Annotated in this window: 3 protein-coding genes; 2 read left to right on the forward strand and 1 reads right to left on the reverse strand. The window is 46.5% G+C overall.

The window, feature by feature from the left end; all coding sequences use genetic code 11:
* The coding region (locus tag PsAD37_RS21250; RefSeq protein WP_153039754.1) for an integrase core domain-containing protein at positions 1-174 on the forward strand (174 nt) is incomplete at its 5' end.
* Positions 175-431: 257 nt separating this feature from the next.
* Here the strand turns inward: PsAD37_RS21250 and PsAD37_RS21255 are convergent.
* Complete coding sequence (locus PsAD37_RS21255) at positions 432-728, reverse strand: PAAR domain-containing protein (RefSeq protein WP_063297839.1); 297 nt, start codon at positions 726-728, stop codon at positions 432-434.
* A gap of 181 nt (positions 729-909) precedes the next feature.
* Here PsAD37_RS21255 and PsAD37_RS28205 point away from each other — a divergent pair.
* A partial coding sequence (locus PsAD37_RS28205) for a transposase (protein WP_153039732.1) occupies positions 910-1,017 on the forward strand: 108 nt, incomplete at its 3' end.

Raw genomic sequence — 1,017 nt, forward strand, 5'->3', positions numbered from 1 at the left:
ATGCGAGACGAATTGTTGAATGGTGAGACCTTTTACTCGTTGCGTGAAGCCCAAATAATCATCGAAAGGTGGAGGATACACTACAATACCAAACGCCCCCATAGTGCGCTGAACTTCCGCCCACCGGATCCTGAAGTAATCATTCCAGTAGACCAAAGGCCAGTCATGCACTAACTTTCAAACCGGACCACTCAAGTGGGGCTGATCAGGAGCTATTCTTACATTTCAATGAGATAGCCTATATTTTTCTGATTTCTCTTGTGCACTTAAACGACATTCAGACACATTCAACGTCTTTGAAAGAGAACACATGCAGCTCAAACTGAGTATAGTTGTTGACATGACGTTGACGTGGAATTTTTAGTAACCTTCTGCTCAAACCTTCTTGCAGACACCGAACAAATGAGCATGTTTACCTAAGTCCTAGCACCTTATTCAATTGTCACAATCGGCGAACCGGAAGTGATGCTTCCACCGCAGCCGATTGCATCACCGACGCGGGCAGCAGGTTTACCATCAATGGTCACTATTGAAGAACCTGCCGAGACTGAACGTGGATGCGGTGGAGCTGGGCACACAGGGCACCCGTGTGGATTTAGCGAATCTCCAACACGAGCGGCAGGTAGACCATCTATTTTCACAACAGGACTACCTGAGATGATTGGAGTGGGCGGGAAATGACAACCATGTCCTGACCCAGTATCACTAACACGAGCAGCTTTAGGCATTATTACCCTCCTTAACTGGCCATAGGGGCAGCAACAATTCTTTCATTTTTGATGAACCGAAACTTGCCATCAAAATCTGATTTCTTCCAGCTATAGAGGCAGGAATCAGCTGGTAATCCCCCCTGAAATTGATCGAGTTTAAAAGTAGAGATAGTGTTGCCTCATATTGAGGACTGAATTTATGAAGAAATCTCGTTTTAGCGACGCGCAGGTTATTGCAATTTTGAAGCAGGGAGAAAGCGGTATTCCCGTTGCGCAGCTTTGCGGGGAGCATGGTATGAGCGCAGCC

Source organism: Pseudovibrio sp. Ad37 (genome assembly GCF_001623075.1).
GTDB lineage: Bacteria > Pseudomonadota > Alphaproteobacteria > Rhizobiales > Stappiaceae > Pseudovibrio.

Excerpts from the sequence above, each read along its gene's own strand:
- PsAD37_RS21255 (WP_063297839.1), bottom strand. The coding sequence starts at position 728 with ATGCCTAAAGCTGCTCGTGTTAGTGATACTGGGTCAGGACATGGTTGT.